Genomic DNA, 16290 nt, shown 5'->3' on the forward strand with positions numbered 1-16290 from the left:
GACTTGATGGTCTCCTAGAAAATAAGCAATGTTTCCTCGTATGGCGAGGGTATGTAAATTCTGCAATTGCCGATAGGAAAAATCTTGCGCCTCGTCCACCACCACCAAAGGATAATGTGTGTTGATGTGGGTGAAGTGATGAAGCGCCGGTGATACGAGGCCATTCGCATCCAGGTACTTTAAGAAATCGTCATAGGTATCATAAAGAAACGCACGAAGTTCCGGTTTGATGGCGGATTGTCGTTGGCCTAAACCGAGGTATTCTTCTTTGGAATAGCCTGAGCAGATGCGAAATTCACGCCAGACCAGGTCTGGTGAGAGGGTGATGTGTTCTTCGGAACGTTTTTGCTTTAGCTTAATGGCCGGCTGTTGCATGCGGTTGGAATACCAGTCACTAAAGGTGGTCTCATCGGCGAGCTTCCCGCCATTCATCTCTTCTTGCAAGATTTGGTCGTAGGTTTTGAATAAGACTTGGCCTGGATAGTTTTCTTCAGCGCCCGTTTCTTGCCACATCGTTTGCATGCTGTTGACTAAAGGCAAGGATTGGCTGATGTAGACGATAGGAAACGCGTTTTTATCGTGCGCTTGTTCACGCACATAGTTCGATAACATAGAAAAGGCCACGCAGCTTTTTCCAGAGCCGGCGGGGCCGTAGACGATGAGCGGCAATTGCGCTAGGACGGCCTCTTCTTGCGCGGTATTGAGCTGGATTAAGCGATGTTGGTAGGGCTCTAGACCGATAAAAGCGGCATTTTCTTCCGGAGCATGAGGAGGCAAAGGAAGCGCCTCGGCATCTAGGTCGACAAACTCCAATGCATCGGGCGTACTTTCTTTGTCGCGCAGTGTGTTGAGATAAGCGCTTAAGACCCCTTTTTTTAAAAATCGGCTCTTTTCGTAATCGTGGTTTAGAACCACATCCAGCAAGCAAAGCTTTCCATCCACGGTGGTCCATAAAATACGGTCCGTCTGATTGACTCGAAAACTGCCTATCATCGGCTCAGTCCAGCCCCGGAGCTTTTCGACGTGTAACCCGTGCCATTCTTTATGCAAAAAACGGTTGATAACATCCATGTATGGGGTGAAGAGAGTTGCATCTTTGGCGATGATGCCGCGCCAGTAATATACAGGCATAAATGGTTTGTTCTGATTTGGAGTAAAATGGTAAATATGTTAACAGAAAAGGCATGTTTGATGCAATGTGAATGTACTTTATTTGTCCTTTATTAATGTTCTTCACGGGTATAAACTAATCAATAGGTTTAAATTTAAACGAAATCTGATATCATATCCATTTTATGAACTTAATGAGCACAAAATGCCCATCATTGATCTTGCAAGATTGCCTGGAAAGTCACTTCTTCATAAGTTATTAAATTATTTGAAAGAAGTGGATGCAGATTTCCGTAAAGGATTCCATATAACAATACCAGAAGTCTTTCCTGCTGAAAGACAACGTGGTGAAACTTGTAAATTGAAGGCTTTGGCTGATGCGATGCAGCAAGCAAGTTGCCGTTTTAATTGCTATCGTCCACCTTTATACAAAGAAAAACAACGTGATGTAGTGTCATTGCGTCAAATCGCTAAACGCTTAGGATCAGTCGTGGGTGAAGTATATTCCGCTGAAATGCTGCAAAGAATTTGTGAAGAGGCAGGTTTTGTTGGTGAATTCTATAATCCATACAACGAAGACGAGTGGATTGAAACAGTTTGTCTATTGATTGATAAAAACCTTGCTCCTATTATTTTTTATGACGTGGATACATCCCCGACAGAACGGAAAGGCTATGCTCGCATTGGCGATGGTAAGAACGAGCATGCTGCGACTGTGGTTGGATATTATCGCACTGAACTCGACGAAACGCGCTTTATTTTGACTTTATGGGGAGACTATTACGATATGGATGCCATGGAGCTTGCTTTATCTTCTTGCTACGCACTTGCGGATAGACGAGAGCCTGAGACATTTATAAAAGTACATCTCGATGGAGAAACGCGCTGGAAATTGGTGCGTAGCTTCAACCCAAATGGTGAGGAACAGGTGTTGCATGATGTGCTATTAAGAAAAGCACCAGAAATGCCCTCCAACGCCACGCCGTTGAAAGGGAAGATTTTTACCATCACAGGGCTTAAACGATTACCCTCATTACCTCTTACTTCATTTTTTTCATCAACATCAAAAGCGCCGATACTCGTTGAAGATAAAAAAGAAGAGGAATGTGTTAGCCAACCACTAATTCCGTATTCATCGTAACCTATCTTGTTCTTATCCAAACAGGGAAGTAATAACATGACACATACTAAGATTAATGATATCGAAATGTATTACGAAACGCATGGAAAAGGCGAGCCCATCGTTTTTATCTCCGGCTTTAGCGCTGATCATACCTTATGGCGAGAGGTTACTGATTTTTTTAAGAAAAAGTATCAAGTCGTTTTATTCGATAACCGTGGCGCGGGGCGAACGGAAGTGCCTGAGGGAGATTACTCTATTGAGCAGATGGCCGATGATGTTGCCGCTCTTTGTTCGCATCTTGGTCTTACCAAAGCCAATTTTGTTGGAAATTCTATGGGGGGATTTATTTTACAATCCTTGATGAAGCGTCATCATAAGTTGATTAAAACCGCGGTTATTAGCAATTCAGCTTCAACCATTAATTCTTGTTACAAAATTTATCTTGCGTCCCATTTAGAATTTTTGAAAGCAAATGCGCCGATGGAAGCATTAGCGAAAGCTTCATGCAGCTGGGTTTATTCGTATCAGTTTCTTTCAAAAAAAGATGTGTTTCAAAAACTCGTCCAATTCGAATTAGATAACCCGTATCCCTTTACGATAAAAGGATACGAAGGGCAATACGCTGCGCTTCAATCGTTTAATTCAGAATCTTGGCTGTCTACGATCGAAATTCCAACGCTAGTGATTGGGTCGGATCAAGATTTGATTTTTAGGGAGTCTTTAATAAAGGCGCTTTCAGTGAACCTTCCAAAAGCAAGTTATTTTGGATTCAAAGAATGTGGCCATTTGCCCCCTTTAGAATATCCAGAAGCGTTCTACGAACTGGTTCAAAATTTTTTTGAACACAATCAGTAACGTCTTAAAAATACTCAGTGTCGATCCATACTTTTTTGCTAAATATTCCGAACGCTGCTAATTTTTAAAAAAGAAACTAGGAGAAATAAAAATGGATTTGGATATAAAGCACGATAAAAAAAGCCAACGATTCGTCGTTGAGATAGAAAAAAAAGAAAGTGAATTAAAATATAAAAAAATCAACGATGAAACTTTAGATTTCTTCACTACCTTTGTTCCTGACGAACATAGAGAACAAGGCATTGCTAGTGAAATTACAGAATTTGCACTTCGCTATGCTAAGAACAATAACTATAAAGTCATACCAAGCTGTCCCTTCGTTAAAAGCTATATTGATGATCATCCAGAGTATCAAGAATTAGTCGTCAAAAACGCTGAAGAAGATGATGAAAATCGCTCTTCATTAAAACAATATTGGCCGTTACTTTCATTAATTCTTGTCTCTATGCTGGCTGCGTTCGCTCTTAATTGGCAAGATGATGGTGGAATGCGAGCGTGGATGCACTATTTTATGGGTGTATTTCTGGTGATTTTTAGTACGTTAAAAATTTTTCATCCCTTTGATTTTGCAGATGGTTTTGAGATGTACGATATTATTGCAAAGCGATCACGTACTTATGCCTACAGCTATCCTGTTATTGAACTGTTGTTGGGTCTTGCTTTTTTATCGTTCTTTTTGCCTATTCTAACTTATCTCGTTACCATCGTGTTGTTAACTATAGGCTCTGTCGGGGTCGTTCAGGCCCTGCAAAGGGGGCTTGATATCAATTGCCCCTGCATGGGAACTGTGTTAGACGTTCCTTTATCAACCGTAACGCTTACAGAAGACATCGGTATGGCTTTAATGGCGCTAATTTTGTTAGTGATGGCCATTATCTAATTTGCATCCCGTTATGATTTAAGCTGATATTAATTAAATTAACCTGAATGTCTTTAGTCTTTGCATTTTCAAGGAAGTCTTGAATGACTTCCTTAACGTCTGAGTCTATGACTTTTGAATTTGAGCCATCAATGGTAACGATAGATCCTTTTTTAAGATTCTTTAACTCATGGATAATACTGCCTTTATTCAAAAAAGAAACTTCTTCGGCTAGGTGTATATGATATTTGACTGTGTTTTCAGTGCTGACTTTCAAGATCTCATGAGAATGTAGATAGTTGTGACGTAAAATAATGAAGATTGCTAAAGAAAATCCCACTACTATCCCAAATAAAAGATCATAAAAAACAATACCCAGAATGGTAATCAAAAAAGGGGCAAATTGTTCCCAGCCTTTGCGATAAAGGGATTTAAATAAGGCGGGTTTTGCCAACTTGTATCCAATAATAACCAGGATGGCAGCAAGTGACGCGAGCGGTATTTTATTCAAAAGCTCTGGTACGAGTGCGACAAATAAAAGCAAAAACACACCATGTAAAATGGCCGATAATTTGGTTTTTGCACCAAAGGCTATGTTTGCTGAGCTTCGAACAATGACTTGGGTGATTGGCAACCCACCGATAAAACAAGAAACCAAATTTCCTAGTCCTTGTGCTTTTAACTCCCGATTCGTTGGAGTTATTCGCTTGTTTGGATCCATTTTATCGGTTGCCTCCACACACAATAACGTTTCAATACTGGCCACCAGAGCGATGACAATCGCGATCCTGTAAACCATCCAATTCGAAAGTTGTGAAAAATCAGGAAAAGTAAAGTGATAAAACAATTCCAAAGGCCGAGAAATCGCTGGGAGTTGAACCAATTCTGACTTAGCTAGTGCAAAAGGAAGTAAGCCCGTTTCATACGACCAGCTTAATCCAACGCCTATTACAATCACGGCTAAGGGTGCGGGTACCAGCATAAACATTCGATGCTTTTTAGCAAGAATTTGCTCCCAAATCATCATGAGTACTAGAGATATTGCGCTGATTACAACGACACCCGGGTTAATAAAATTCAATGCATTTGCCATGTCAACCACATTGGGAAAACCCGTCCAATCTGTGGAAATGAGAGGCTCAACATCATAACCTAGCAAATGAGGTATTTGCTTAAAGATAATGAGTATTCCAATCCCTGTTAACATTCCTTTAATAACCGAAGAAGGAAAGTAATAAGCAATAATGCCTCCTCGGAAAATACCGGCAATTAATTGCAATAGGCCGGCAAAAACGCCGGCTAATAAGAAGGCCTCCCAGGAGCCAAGCTTCTCAAGAGAGCTTACGACAATCGCTGCTAAACCCGCAGCAGGTCCACTAACTCCAACAGCAGAGCCACTCAGAGAACCAACAATAATTCCACCAACAATTCCTGCAATAATACCGGAAAATAATGGAGCATTCGAAGCCAGTGCAATTCCTAGACACAATGGCAATGCAACGAAACTTACAACTAGAGAAGCGGGAAGATCATTTTTAAGATTAGCCCATATATTATTATTCATACGATACCTTTCTAACGACAAATTCATAATAAACTCTTTTAAGACTTCTACTTCAGTACTTAGTCTGTTATAGAGCCATGAGCAGCCACTAATTCTTGCGTGTACGTACCCGATTTTCGTGATAAATAAGCAAAACAGAAAATCAATAGACTAAATAGTAACAAATATATTAAATCCCAATACTGCGTGAAGAAGTGTTTTCCGCCGTAATTGCCTAGGTAGGAAAAAATGCCTAACCCGAACAGATATAATAGAAACCAAAGTGCATGTTTGCCATCAAGTTTGTGATCGCGGTATTTGATAAAGCAATAAAGAATAGAAACGATGACGCCAAGAAACGTGATGATTAGTAATTTTCGTACACTATGAAAACCAGCCCAATATATTCCTAGAGTGCAAACATAAAATCCCAAGAAAGAGATAAAAGTACTGCCGCGTAAATAAAATGGTCTTTTATAGTCCGGTAATTGCTTACGTAGACAAACCAAAGCAATAGGACCTATCGAATAGCTAATCATTAGCATGGCAACCAGAAAAGCTGACATTTCTTGCCAACTTTTTAAGACAAGAGACATTATCGCCGCCAGCAAAAAATTCACACTCAAACTAACCCAAGGAACATGATGTTTGTTTTTTTTAGCAAGAATTTTGGGTGCACGAACAACGGAGGTCATGCTCGATAGCATGTGAGCTGCCGTGGTCGAATAAACTAAACCAGTGGAGTAGGGGGAGATAAAGGCATCGGTATAGAGCAAGACACTCAACCAGATTAACCCAGATAACGTCGCTAGTGTTGCGAATGGCCCTGCATCGCCAGTAAACGATAATTGAGCCCAGCCATGTTGAAGATACTGCCCATTAACGCTACCAATAAAAGTCCATTGTAAACCAGTGTATAACAAAGTCGTGAACAATAATGAGCCCCCTAAGATCCAGGGAATATATTGTCCTGGTTTTTCGATTTCTCCCATCATGACCACCACTTGTCTAAAGCCAAGCAGAGAAAAAAGTACACCGCCGCTAGACATGGCGGCCATTATTCCTTGCCAGCCATAGGGCATAAAACCACCGTATTGATAAAAATTATTAGGATGATAGCTAAACATTATCAAGCAAACGATAGTCAGCACAGGAATAATGATCTTCCAGATAGTAAAAGTGGCGTTAATTCGGGCAAACAATCCAATGCCGAAATAATTTAACAAAACAAAGCTCAATAAGATGGCCAGCGCCATGATATAACCTAAAGGGGTGTTTTTGTAATACATACCATAATCTGTGACTAAACCTGGAATATAATTGCTAGCATATTGAATGACCCCTTGTGTTTCAATCACCGGCAAAATTGCTAGAGAAAACCAAGCAAGAGTGCTCATAATCATGCTAGTTAATTGGCCATGAGTATATAAAGGTAGGCGGGCTAAGGTGTCTGAATGGGGAAACATGGTTCCAATTTCCGCATAAGATAATGCGACAAAGAAAAGCAGAACCCCTGCAAGTGGCCAAGCAATAATGGCTGCAGGGCCCGCAAGGTGAGCAGAATATAAAGAACCAAATAACCAACCTGAACCTATCATGCTGGTTATTGAAATCCATAATAAGCCAAAAGCACTTAAATTTTTTTTCATACGGATGCTATTGATGTCCTTATCATGCTAATTCAGAGTCTTGTCAAAGCTCTGGATTTGGCAATACCAACTTAAATTGTAAGCTTAAATAACTTAGATACCAACCATTAAATTACAACTAAATTTCCAGGGTTTACCTTAGGAGTAGTTGATCAGGAATATATTTTTTAAAAAACGATTATACTAATAAATGATGCTCATCAGTTAAGACTATAAATGAAGAAGGAGAAGAACATGTTCCTCAGAACAATATCCGGATTGTTTGCCCTATTATTCTGCTTTAGCTCAACAATGGTGTTTGCAGATGAAGTGATAGAATGCAGTTCCTTGCAAATTCAAAGATGCAGCAATTTTTGTAGTCAGCATGAAGGTATGCAATCCTGTCAAATTGATCTTAATAAACGAAGTGGTACTTGCACTTGTAAAGATGGAAAATCAATAACAAAATAAAAATCATCTTGGTGCTAGACACCACGGGTATTATCTTTTTCTTACTCGAACCGAGAACGTAAGCAAGTATTACTTAGGTCGGTTTTTTATTCGAAGGGTGATTCACTATATATTTATAGGAAAAAACAATGGAAAATAAGCAAACGGATTCAACAAGCACTATATTTCCGCAACGAAATTTACACTTCAAAACACATTTAATTACTGGATCAATCATATTGTTTTTAGCGTTTTTTGGCGTGATTCTCACCAATTGGCAAAGTTCTTATGCTCATGCATACTGGGTTGGATTAGCTATCTTTTATGCACTATCTTCCTTATTTTTGAGTTGGGTTGTATCCCGACGGGATCGTCCTTTAACCGTTTCAGAAATTTGGCGAGAGATATTGCATTGGCTGGGTCTTGTCATTTTGATTTATTTAGTAGAACTTTTTCGCCATTGGGGCTTTTTTAGCACGCCCGTTGCCAGTCAAACTGATTTACTTCTATTGGCTTTAGCTTCTTTTTTAGCTGGAGTACATTTTGATTCTATGTTTTTACTGGTGGGGATATTCTTGGGATTAATTGCTCTACTGTCAGTCATTGTATTTGAATACCTTAGCTTTATCCTATTGCCAATTCTGATTCTTTTTTTAGCCATCCTGTGGTGGCAATTGCACGGGAGGCATAAAAAGTCATGAAGCCCAATGCTGTGGCAGGGTGTATTCTCTCTTGTATTAAACCATACTAACCGTTGGAGTCGTGCGGAAGCGGTATCATGAGTAACAATGATGATTATAAAGAATTTATACCCGTAATCGCCCAAAAACTAGCATTTTGAACGATTCCGGGTATATTACTGCGGAAACGCAATTTATAAAAAATTATCAAAGAAAAGAGGGGTTATGGTTCAAGAAATTTCTTTTTTTATGCTTCTTTTTCTTATTTTTGCAGGCGTCGGCCTTGCTTTTACATACATTTTTATTTTAACACGATTTTTCCAAGAATTAAGAGAAAAAGAACCCGAAACATGGGAACGTATTGGCAGGCCAACGCTTGAAAACATGTTGTTTCTGCCTTTTATTAATTTCCATAAATTTTATGCTTTTTTTAGTGTTTTGAAGGCTCGCCGCGAAAGTGATTATAAGTATGCTAGAAAAGCATACATGTTGCTCATTATAGGTTTAATGTATGTCTTGCTTTTAGTATTTGTAATGTTAATTTTAATTCTATCTATAGCAATGTCTTAATAGAACCGATTGGCAATTTTCTCGAAAATCACCAAGGTTTTGGATTAAAGGAAAGCGTCTCTTCGTTTTGACTTAACTTTTTTTCATACGCTTCCAAGATAGCTTCCTGCTCGAAGGTTTCAATAGCATATTCTGAGTAGTTTTGGCGAACGTATTGAATTGCATCAGATGAAGTCATATCTTTTTTTTGAATCAAAGTAGCTGCTAAAATCGTACCAGTTCTTCCCAAACCACCTCGACAATGGATAAACAAATTTTGTTCATTGTCTATTTCTTTTAATATAAAATTAACAATGGTTTCTAGTTGGATTAAGGATGGTGCCTCAAAGTCTGGAATAAAAAAATTTACATTTTCTGATTTGGTTATATGCCGGTAGCCTTCCCCAAAATTAGGCCATATTTTTGAAATAGAATCCGTATATTCTTCCTCTAATGAGATAATTACCTTAACTCTTAAAGTATAAAGTTCTGTTAAATTTTCCAATTCCTTTGACTTGTCCCACGCGGGATGACTTCCTGCGAAAAATTTTTTCTTAAAGACATCTTCTGCAAAAGGCTTTACTCTCATATTTAACCCATTTTAAACTTTAAATTTAGGTGATTATTTATAAACATAACTCAGTTACTATTTCTTAACATGCTACTATTAATTTGAGTTAAGTTTTTTTCTTGTTCTGATATCATTTCTTTAAATGCTCTTACTGATGAAGTTTCTAGTCCCAAAGCTCGAGTAGTAATTCCTTGCCCAGTTTTAAGCACTTTATATTCATCGCTTTTCATAAGGGTGTTTTTTAATATATTAAGTTCATCTAAATTAGAAGTATTTTCTATTTTTTCTTTGAATTCGTTTAAGATCTGGCTTTTTAAATGATCTCCCTTGATAGAAGAATATTTCTCTTTAAGATTATTAAATTTTTCAACCGTTGCTTGCATGGCATGACTACGACCCATGATGTTATCTTTTGTTTGATATTTGTAATGAGTGCTGCTTAATTTTTTCAAACCTTCTTTAGCTGCAGGCGAACCGCTAAGATTCGAGCTTATTTTATTTCTAAGCGCGAATTGTGCTCGTAAGTGCATTTCATAATTAAGTAAGGTCCGCACATCATTAGGAGACTCGACTGAGTGATGTCCTGGATTGTCATTGCTCCGGATTGATTCAATGGCTTGTTTTACAAGTGGTGTTACAGCTACATCATCAGCCTTACCAGTCTTTTCCGCACCAAAATGAACATGAACCTTTTCGGTTTTCTTTTGTGGGGCATCAAAGTTTTCAGGATTTTCTCTATAGGTTTTTTCTAAAAGCTCACGAATTTTTAAACTTGATAAGGCTGTCCCTGTACGTCCATCTCCCGCACCGCAATGGATAGCTATCTTTTTTCCTGCTTGTTGAGCAGCGGTTACTGCCTCATATACAGCATCATATACGGCGGGATCAATTGGTTCTGTTAGTTCTAACGGAGTACTAAACCAATCATATACTTCTACAGCCGATCCATGCGCATAATAATTCGGATCCAACCCCGCACTTTTATAAGCCTCGCTATAATCGCCCGATAAGCTAATAACTGCGCCTACTTGATGATCATTTTTTAGTTTTATAAACGCATTAACATCGTCATGAGGACGAGCAAACCCTCCTATGTGCATTATTTTGCCATTTAATGTGATTTTATTGTCTCTATAGTTTCCTAAAGGCATAATAACAAAACTTATTGTATGATAATATACGTATAAGTATAGTCTTAGTACATATTTTTTCCAGCAAGAGTCTCTTCCAATGAATTGCGTCAAAATAAATGTTATTCAAAATAAAGAAAACTTGATTCGTTGCTTTATATAATGTTACCGAAGTAAAAACAGGGACATTGATATGTGAAAGCCTCTGAATGGAAATATTCCAGCATATATAGCTACATTAAAAGAGGGATTATCTCTGGTGATCGGGCTTCGTGTGATGATTCGAAATCAATGGCTTACGATGAATAATCTAAATTTCTCGGGCCTAGGCCTGATCTACACTCGCTTCTTTTTATCTAGGGTTGTTTTGGAAATTTTTTAAACAATTTGCTACATTTTAAAAAGTAACAAAAGGTTTTATTATGCTTCGAGTCTTATGCATAGTGGTTTTTATAAGTTTATCAGCGATCGCATACGCAAAGCAGGAAACAGCAGTTTTTGCGGGCGGTTGTTTTTGGTGCGTTGAAGCTGATTTTGATAAAATAGATGGTGTATTGTCGACCACCTCCGGCTTTGATGGCGGGACTTATAACAACCCTTCTTATAAGTTGGTTTCAGCAGGAACTACCAATTATGTAGAGGCAGTGAAGCTGGTTTATGATTCGGAAAAAATCAGTTATCGCGAACTGGTTAAATATTTTTTTCAACACATTGATCCTACTCAGAAGAACGGTCAATTCTGTGACGAAGGTCCACAATACCGCTCAGTTATTTTTTATCAGAACCCTCATCAAAAAGAGATCGCTATGGAGGTGCTGGGGGCGGTTAAGAAAAACTTGCCAGTGGTTTATACAGAGTTACTGTCTTCAACACAATTTTATGCGGCTGAAAATTATCACCAGAATTATTATAAAAAAAATCCCTTGCGCTATAAGTATTATCGCTATCGTTGTGGACGTGATGCAAAGGTGAAGGAGGTATGGCAGAATGAAAAGCTTTAACCTGATGACCATTATCATTGCTTTATATTTTGCCATGCCGGCCTATGCATTTCCAGAGTTTGATAAGCCAAAACGCCTCAAACAGCTGACGCCGCTACAGTTTGAAGTGACTCAAAACAATGCCACTGAAAAAGCGTTTAAAAACAAATACTGGGATAATAAAAAAGAAGGTATTTATGTGGATATTGTTTCAGGAGAGCCTTTGTTCAGTTCGACGGATAAATTTGAATCCGGCACGGGCTGGCCAAGTTTTACTAAACCTATAGATGAAAAATATATTAAGTTGAATAAAGAACGTCATTTATTGTTCCTGACACGCACAGAAGTGCGATCAAAATATGCTGATTCACATTTAGGACATGTTTTTAAAGATGGTCCAAAGCCAACCGGTTTGCGTTATTGTATTAATTCAGCAGCACTTGAGTTTATTCCTAAAGATCAGATGAAAGAACGAGGATATGGGGAATATTTGCAGTTATTTTATCAAATCAAGCCCCCACGCTAATCACTTAATTCACAAAAAATTTAGCGAAGCGGAGGTATGATAATTATATTATGAGGGTCTTTTCTACCTCCTAGAAAAGCCAAAGGAACTACATTAGCAAGTAGCCAGAGAGGAAGAAGTAGCCCGTACGGGCCGGTCTTACTTGCAAAAAACTTTAGGGGACGTTAACTAATTCGGCAAAATGATAACATTACTTCCTGCACTCATATACAAAAGCAGCATCATTTTCGTCAGGATTAGAACGTCGCTCATAAGTTTTTAGAATTTTAATTTCTTGAAAGCCAATGTCTTGTAGTAGCTTTGATAAAATTGTCCGATCATCATAAAGTCGAACATTAAATTTTTCTATTTGAGTTTGAATAATTTGATTATTGTTAAGCAATTCGTATTTATCGATTGAATAGCAAACGCTATTTTGTATATTTGATAATCGGCTAAGCAGGATTGAATCCCCATTTGGCATATTACACACCATGCCGCGCCAAATACCTAGCTGGCTGTTCAGCGCTGAAAGAGAAGATTCGACTTCGAATAATAAAATTCCTTTTTCGTTTAAGCAATTATAAAAATTTTCAAGTGTTTTTTTAATTTCAGTAAAATCTATGATATGTCCAAATGAACCACTGGGGATAAAAATAAGACTATATTTATCATTTCTCTCTAAATTTTCTGCAAAATCTTGCCATACCCTAGGTTTAAGATGTTTGGATGTAGCTTTATCCTGTAGTGCTTTAAGCATGTGGTCACTGGCATCAAAGCCATGAACATTAAAACCCTCTTCAACCAAGGGAATTAGAAATCGTCCTGATCCACACATTGGCTCAAGAATATATCCATCTGCCTCACTAACATAAGATCGATAAAATAAATAAGCATCTTCAGGAGGTTCAGGCCTGATAAAATCATAAAACTGCGTAGCCAATCCAAGATAACTATCTGCTTTTTGTATATCCACTTGATTTTCATCCCAATTTGATGAACTTTATATTTAATACAGTATACTGTTCACAGAGGAGCTTTGCACATAGATAAAAGAACGTGGCATCGATGCTTTAAGTTTCTAAGGAAACAACACGACTTGAACCAAAGTAATTTTAAAAAATAAATTGGTAGTCAAGGTGTGGTTGGTCTTGTAAATCTAAATCCCCTCCGATAGAATGCCCATGAATTAATCAGTACAGATGGAGCCAAGCTGGTTATTTTGTATTTTCTCATGGAAAAAAAGGAGTTTCATATGGCAAGTAAACCCACCCTTAATATCCCTCTGCAAGCATTCAAAACCTTAGCAAATGAAATAGGTCTTCCTTCAAGCCCCGAAGAAATCAAAAAAATGAGCGCTGAACTCAACACCGATAGCATTCATCGCGTCCGCCGCGCCATGGACGATGTTTTTGAATCCGTAAACCAGCATGATTCGCCACTGGATTGGTTGGCCAAACAGTTTGCACTTTTGCCAATATATATAAAAATTCCTTTAGGCCTTGCGTTAACCGGTGGTGCTTTTTTTATAACTTATCCCTTTTTGGCAGGAATTGCAGCTTTAGGGGGAATTGGTTTTGTTATAACTTCCATTTTTCTTCATATGCATGCATCCAGTCTTGAAGATAAAGCAAAGTTAATTAAATTTTTATCTTCACAGGTTGGTGAGATGCTTGAAAGTATCTTTGTTCATCTTGCTTACCAAGCGCTTAAATTAGAACAAGAAGTTCAGAAATTCACAGAGCAAAATATCAAGTTAAAATCAGAAGTTACTAATCTTGAAAAAAACATTGACTCACTGGATAAAGAGATTAGTAAACTAAAAGAAATTCATACGTCTCTTCTAAGTACGAGTAAGAGTCAAGCTCTCGCCCTAAAAGAGTTTGAGCATACTAAAGCCGCCTTACATAAAACTGCAAAACAATTGGAAAAAGCGAATTTAGAACTTTCTAGTACAGCAAAAGCCCTAGAAACATCAACAAATCAATTGATTGCTTTGAAAGAGAAATCAGCGCTAGAAATTAGGAATTTAAAACTTGTAAATCAAACGCTTAAAGGTAGTGTTGAATCGCTTTCTCAAGCATTAGTCGAAGATGAAACAAAACGAAGCCAGTTTGTTCAGCGACTTAATGACTTTTTATCCGATAGCAGTAGAGAGTTTCATTCAATTTCTGAAAGAATTTGTCAAGCCGAAGCAGAGCTTTCTACAACTAAAACACAATTGCAAGAAGCAACTCAAAAATATAGTGAGCTCTTAACAGTTCACACTGAGCTTGTTAAAAAGCAAGATGAACAAGTCACAAGGCTTGAAGCTATTGGTTCTCGAGCAACGGAAGGATTAACTACAGAGGGCGTGATGGTTAATAACTTTGGTATATTTTCAAAGCCAAAAAACTCACAACAAGACCAATCCGCTCAAATCGAATATTTGAGAAAAGCATGTATGTAGTTTGACTCCACTAGGCCAACGATGGAGCGAAGGCAAACAATCCAACAAAAGGAATTACCATATGATAAGCCAAGACACTAAAAAAGCCATTGTAACAATGGGTAAAAAAGCATGGAAAAGTAGGGTTAAGGCCGAACATTTTGCAATCAAAGCCGCGACTTTAGCGGTCATCGATAACTGTCCTTTGCCTTGCGATGTAACGGGTGGCGTAAGTTCTTATATCGCATCAGGGGCATTTGTGAATCTTTCGATGATTTCAATTCATCTTGCTTTGCTCGCCATGCAGGAAAACGCCATTTTAAACGGACAAAAAGCAAGCGCAATCCAGGCATTTGAAACTTTGGCGTTGAAACTAGAGGCAGCCGATATTACTCAAGAAGCGTTAAAGCTCATTAAGCGGTCTTTAAAGAGCACGTCCAATGAATCGCTTAATGAGTCATTGGACAAGGCGCAAAAAATTTATCGATATGTGTATGCGGCGGCTTACGCTTCTTATCTCTATAGTGCTGCCGCTTGTCATGGCCACTTTAGTTCGAAAGCCAGCAGTGTCTTTGAAGTGCAGTTTACAAAAAGACTCTCAGAAAACTTAATTTTAGAACCTATTTCTCCTTCATTCTTTCTCCAATTTTTTTCTCAGAAAAGCGTGCAATGCATCGCAGCGTTTTTGCTTTTAGCAGGAATTTTAGCGCTAACTGCCGCAGCCATCCCCGCGGTGAGTGCAGTTATCCTAAGCTTGACTGGAATATCGGCCACCATTGCAGCGACAACAGGCGGCGCCTTGACTGTTACTGGCGCGTCTTCGTTAAGTCTTGGTTTTTTTGGGACTCATTATCTTAAAAAACAGCAAAAAGCAGCTCAAGAAAACGCTGTTAATTTAATAGAAAGTTACCGTTCAAATGATTGTGAAACGAGCGACTATTCGACTGATATTGGAGCGAATATCTAGACGCAAAAAAGTGTATCAGCCGTAAAAGATTTGCTTAACTTTGAGATTTAACCCAGGATAAAATCTCATTTCGCGTTTCATCAATGACTTGAAGCATTTGCTGATATAATGGCTCAAGTAACTCGCGTTGGCCTGATTTGTAATACCGTTCAAGATACTGACAGGCCATTTTCATTTTTTCTGTACCCACATAGACCGCCCCACCTTTGATTTTGTGGGCAAGTTTTTGGGCTTTATCCCAGTCGCCTGCATCGTGCGCGTCAATCATTTCTTTTAAATCTTGGGGTAAGGATTGCTCGCCCATAAGTTTTAATACATCGGCCAGTATTTCTTTAGAAGTGGTGATTTTGATGCCTTCATCAATATCCAGAAGAGGATAAGAAGACAACTTAAACAATTCACCTGTATTTTCTGGCAAGTCAGCTGCATACTGTTGAGCATTATCGTCTTTTTCTAGGGTTTGTTGTGCCTCTTGGGCAGTAGAGGTGGGCGTTTTTGAATGTGTTTGTCTAAATTGATAAATGAGTTTCTCAACCAGGCCTGCTTTCAATGGTTTTTCTTTTAAATCCAAAAGGCCGGATTGCTGCGCTTCTGCAACATCTTCTTGAGCCGCATGGGCTGAAAGACCAATGATGGGCGTTGCAGGCAAATTATTTTCTTGTTCGTAATGATGTATTTTCTTCGATAAATCAAAGCCTGAGAAATCCGGCAGCCCAATATCGGTTAGAATAAAATCAAAACGGTGGCTCTGAGCTAGTTCATAAGCTTTCGTTGATGTTTCCGCCTGCATGACGCGACAGCCAGCTTTGGTCAATACGTCAGAAGCAATTTTACGAGCGATAAAATTGTCTTCGACTAAAAGCACAAACGCACTTTCATTCTCAGGGGTGATTTCAAGGTTGGAATAAGATT

16 protein-coding genes are annotated in these 16290 nt (G+C 38.5%); 9 read left to right on the forward strand and 7 right to left on the reverse strand.

Going from position 1 to position 16290, the window contains the following annotated elements; all coding sequences use genetic code 11:
* Positions 1-1131: UvrD-helicase domain-containing protein (locus E1O47_RS11150; RefSeq protein ID WP_133131339.1), on the reverse strand; the 1131-nt coding region annotated here is incomplete at its 3' end.
* Between the two features lie 184 nt (positions 1132-1315).
* On the opposite strand from E1O47_RS11150, the gene E1O47_RS11155 reads away from it, so the two are divergent.
* From E1O47_RS11155 to E1O47_RS11165, 3 genes are all read left to right on the forward strand, one after another.
* Positions 1316-2251: a hypothetical protein gene (locus E1O47_RS11155; protein WP_133131340.1), complete on the forward strand. Its 936-nt coding sequence runs from the start codon at positions 1316-1318 to the stop codon at positions 2249-2251.
* A gap of 36 nt (positions 2252-2287) precedes the next feature.
* Positions 2288-3088 carry an alpha/beta fold hydrolase gene (locus E1O47_RS11160; RefSeq protein WP_133131341.1) on the forward strand — a complete coding sequence of 267 codons (801 nt, stop codon included), beginning with the start codon at positions 2288-2290 and terminating at the stop codon, positions 3086-3088.
* Positions 3089-3179: 91 nt separating this feature from the next.
* The gene (locus E1O47_RS11165; protein WP_133131342.1) at positions 3180-3968 is read left to right on the forward strand and encodes a GNAT family N-acetyltransferase; all 789 of its coding nucleotides are present in this window, start codon (positions 3180-3182) and stop codon (positions 3966-3968) included.
* On the opposite strand, the gene E1O47_RS11170 is transcribed toward E1O47_RS11165, so the two are convergent.
* The gene (locus tag E1O47_RS11170) at positions 3961-5511 is read right to left on the reverse strand and encodes a SulP family inorganic anion transporter (RefSeq protein WP_133131343.1); all 1551 of its coding nucleotides are present in this window, start codon (positions 5509-5511) and stop codon (positions 3961-3963) included. The genes E1O47_RS11165 and E1O47_RS11170 overlap by 8 nt on opposite strands.
* A gap of 59 nt (positions 5512-5570) precedes the next feature.
* Positions 5571-7139 (reverse strand): APC family permease, encoded by a 1569-nt coding sequence (locus tag E1O47_RS11175; protein ID WP_133131344.1) that lies wholly within the window; start codon positions 7137-7139, stop codon positions 5571-5573.
* Positions 7140-7717: 578 nt separating this feature from the next.
* On the opposite strand from E1O47_RS11175, the gene E1O47_RS11180 reads away from it, so the two are divergent.
* Positions 7718-8269 (forward strand): hypothetical protein, encoded by a 552-nt coding sequence (locus E1O47_RS11180; protein WP_133131345.1) that lies wholly within the window; start codon positions 7718-7720, stop codon positions 8267-8269.
* 204 nt (positions 8270-8473) lie between these two features.
* Complete coding sequence (locus E1O47_RS11185; RefSeq protein ID WP_133131346.1) at positions 8474-8818, forward strand: hypothetical protein; 345 nt, start codon at positions 8474-8476, stop codon at positions 8816-8818.
* Between the two features lie 28 nt (positions 8819-8846).
* Here the strand turns inward: E1O47_RS11185 and E1O47_RS11190 are convergent, their stop codons facing one another.
* Together E1O47_RS11190 and E1O47_RS11195 are read right to left on the reverse strand one after the other, a co-directional pair.
* A complete protein-coding gene (locus E1O47_RS11190) occupies positions 8847-9386 on the reverse strand; it encodes a protein-tyrosine phosphatase family protein (protein ID WP_133131347.1) in 540 nt (179 codons plus the stop codon).
* Between the two features lie 50 nt (positions 9387-9436).
* Positions 9437-10519: a phosphatase domain-containing protein gene (locus tag E1O47_RS11195; protein WP_133131348.1), complete on the reverse strand. Its 1083-nt coding sequence runs from the start codon at positions 10517-10519 to the stop codon at positions 9437-9439.
* A 401-nt stretch (positions 10520-10920) separates the two neighbouring features.
* Here E1O47_RS11195 and msrA point away from each other — a divergent pair, with 401 nt between their 5' ends.
* Complete coding sequence (gene msrA / locus E1O47_RS11200) at positions 10921-11499, forward strand: peptide-methionine (S)-S-oxide reductase MsrA (RefSeq protein WP_133131349.1); 579 nt, start codon at positions 10921-10923, stop codon at positions 11497-11499.
* Between the two features lie 4 nt (positions 11500-11503).
* Positions 11504-12004, forward strand: a complete 501-nt coding sequence (gene msrB / locus E1O47_RS11205; RefSeq protein ID WP_479724356.1) for a peptide-methionine (R)-S-oxide reductase MsrB — start codon at positions 11504-11506, stop codon at positions 12002-12004.
* Between the two features lie 190 nt (positions 12005-12194).
* On the opposite strand, the gene E1O47_RS11210 is transcribed toward msrB, so the two are convergent.
* On the reverse strand, positions 12195-12959 hold the full coding sequence (locus E1O47_RS11210) for a class I SAM-dependent methyltransferase (protein ID WP_133131351.1): 765 nt from the start codon (positions 12957-12959) through the stop codon (positions 12195-12197).
* Positions 12960-13238: 279 nt separating this feature from the next.
* Here E1O47_RS11210 and E1O47_RS11215 point away from each other — a divergent pair, with 279 nt between their 5' ends.
* Positions 13239-14432: a hypothetical protein gene (locus tag E1O47_RS11215; protein WP_133131352.1), complete on the forward strand. Its 1194-nt coding sequence runs from the start codon at positions 13239-13241 to the stop codon at positions 14430-14432.
* Between the two features lie 61 nt (positions 14433-14493).
* Positions 14494-15378, forward strand: a complete 885-nt coding sequence (locus E1O47_RS11220) for a hypothetical protein (RefSeq protein ID WP_133131353.1) — start codon at positions 14494-14496, stop codon at positions 15376-15378.
* A gap of 34 nt (positions 15379-15412) precedes the next feature.
* Here E1O47_RS11220 and E1O47_RS11225 read toward each other — a convergent pair.
* Positions 15413-16290 (reverse strand): response regulator (locus tag E1O47_RS11225; RefSeq protein ID WP_133131354.1); only part of this gene is annotated, 878 nt, incomplete at its 5' end.

The sequence above is a fragment of the Legionella yabuuchiae genome, from assembly GCF_900640115.1.
GTDB lineage: Bacteria > Pseudomonadota > Gammaproteobacteria > Legionellales > Legionellaceae > Legionella_A > Legionella_A yabuuchiae.

Excerpts from the sequence above, each read along its gene's own strand:
- E1O47_RS11220 (WP_133131353.1), top strand. The coding sequence starts at position 14,494 with ATGATAAGCCAAGACACTAAAAAAGCCATTGTAACAATGGGTAAAAAA.
- E1O47_RS11215 (WP_133131352.1), top strand. The coding sequence starts at position 13,239 with ATGGCAAGTAAACCCACCCTTAATATCCCTCTGCAAGCATTCAAAACC.
- E1O47_RS11170 (WP_133131343.1), bottom strand. The coding sequence starts at position 5,511 with ATGAATAATAATATATGGGCTAATCTTAAAAATGATCTTCCCGCTTCT.
- E1O47_RS11155 (WP_133131340.1), top strand. The coding sequence starts at position 1,316 with ATGCCCATCATTGATCTTGCAAGATTGCCTGGAAAGTCACTTCTTCAT.
- E1O47_RS11185 (WP_133131346.1), top strand. The coding sequence starts at position 8,474 with ATGGTTCAAGAAATTTCTTTTTTTATGCTTCTTTTTCTTATTTTTGCA.
- E1O47_RS11180 (WP_133131345.1), top strand. The coding sequence starts at position 7,718 with ATGGAAAATAAGCAAACGGATTCAACAAGCACTATATTTCCGCAACGA.
- E1O47_RS11165 (WP_133131342.1), top strand. The coding sequence starts at position 3,180 with ATGGATTTGGATATAAAGCACGATAAAAAAAGCCAACGATTCGTCGTT.
- E1O47_RS11195 (WP_133131348.1), bottom strand. The coding sequence starts at position 10,519 with ATGCCTTTAGGAAACTATAGAGACAATAAAATCACATTAAATGGCAAA.
- msrB (WP_479724356.1), top strand. The coding sequence starts at position 11,504 with ATGACCATTATCATTGCTTTATATTTTGCCATGCCGGCCTATGCATTT.
- E1O47_RS11160 (WP_133131341.1), top strand. The coding sequence starts at position 2,288 with ATGACACATACTAAGATTAATGATATCGAAATGTATTACGAAACGCAT.
- E1O47_RS11175 (WP_133131344.1), bottom strand. The coding sequence starts at position 7,139 with ATGAAAAAAAATTTAAGTGCTTTTGGCTTATTATGGATTTCAATAACC.
- msrA (WP_133131349.1), top strand. The coding sequence starts at position 10,921 with ATGCTTCGAGTCTTATGCATAGTGGTTTTTATAAGTTTATCAGCGATC.
- E1O47_RS11190 (WP_133131347.1), bottom strand. The coding sequence starts at position 9,386 with ATGAGAGTAAAGCCTTTTGCAGAAGATGTCTTTAAGAAAAAATTTTTC.